Genomic DNA, 1,355 nt, shown 5'->3' with positions numbered 1-1,355 from the left:
GGTGCCGCGGCGCTCCCGGCGGCCCCCGGCGGCGACCCCGCGAGGGGAGACTGCGGGCGCGGGGGTGCGCAGCGTGCTCCCCAGCGCGGGGGAGCACGCAGCCGGGGGCATCCGGCGGAGGGCGCGCGTTAGGGGAGGCGGGTCTCCGAGCGGTCGTCGCTCCACTCGGTGTGGAAGACGCCCGGGCCGTCCGTGCGGCGGTAGGTGTGCGCGCCGAAGTAGTCGCGCTGGGCCTGGATGAGCGAGGCGGGCAGGCGGCGGGCGCGCAGCCCGTCGTAGTAGGACAGCGAGGAGGAGAACGCGGGGGCCGGGGTGCCCGACTGGGCGGCCAGCGCGACCACGCGGCGCCAGGCGTCCTGCGCGGCGCCCGCGGCGCTCGCGAAGTACGGCGCGGTGACGAGCGCGACCAGATCGGGGTCCTCGCGGTAGGCGGAGGTGATGTGGTTCAGGAAGGCGGCCCGGATGATGCAGCCCCCGCGCCAGATCTGGGCGATGTCGCCGCAGTCGATCTGCCAGCCGTACTGGGTGGCCCCGGCGCGGATCAGGTCGAAGCCCTGCGAGTACGCCACGATTTTGGAGGCGTAGAGCGCGCGGCGCACGTCCTCGACAAACGCGGGCACATCGTCGATCGCGGGGACGCTCGACGGCCCCTCCAGGGTGCCCGCGGCCAGGCGCTGTTCGGGGTGCGCGGACAGGCCGCGGGCGAACACGGCCTCGGCGATCCCGCTCACGGGGACGCCGAGGGTGAGGGCCGCCTGCACCGTCCACACCCCGGTGCCCTTGCTCCCGGCCTGATCGAGCACGACGTCCACGAGCGGCTTGCCCGTGCGCTCGTCGGTGTGCTTCAGGATCTCTGCCGTGATCTCGACGAGGTAGCTCTCCAGCTCGCCCGCGTTCCACTCGGCGAAGATGTCGCCGATCTCGGCGGGGGAGAGCCCGGCGGTGCCGCGGAGCAGATCGTACGCCTCGGCGATGAGCTGCATGTCGGCGTACTCGATGCCGTTGTGCACCATCTTGACGAAGTGGCCCGCCCCGTCGCTGCCGACGTGGGTCACACAGGGCACGCCGTCCACTCGGGCGGCGATGGACTCGAAGAGGGGGCCCACGGTCTCGTAGGCCTCGACCGAGCCGCCGGGCATGATGCTCGGGCCGGTCAGGGCGCCGGTCTCGCCGCCGGAGATGCCCGCGCCGACGAAGTTCAGGCCGTGCTGCTTGAGGGCGAACTCGCGGCGGATCGTGTCCGTGTAGAGCGCGTTGCCGCCGTCGATGATGATGTCGCCGGGCTCGAAGACGTCGCTGAGCTGGCCGATCACCTCGTCGGTCGCGGCCCCGGCCTGCACCATGATGATCGCGGT

1 protein-coding gene is annotated in these 1,355 nt (G+C 73.1%); it reads right to left on the bottom strand.

The annotated features are described in order from the left end of the window. Window positions 1-128 precede the first annotated feature (128 nt). A partial coding sequence (gndA, locus tag OOT08_RS04730; RefSeq protein ID WP_325091410.1) for an NADP-dependent phosphogluconate dehydrogenase occupies window positions 129-1,355 on the bottom strand: 1,227 nt, incomplete at its 5' end.

The organism is Leucobacter sp. M11, from assembly GCF_035726885.1.
Classification (GTDB): domain Bacteria; phylum Actinomycetota; class Actinomycetes; order Actinomycetales; family Microbacteriaceae; genus JAPFRB01.
The sequence above is the reverse complement of the archived record's forward strand: the minus strand, read 5'-3'. Positions and strand labels throughout refer to the sequence as shown.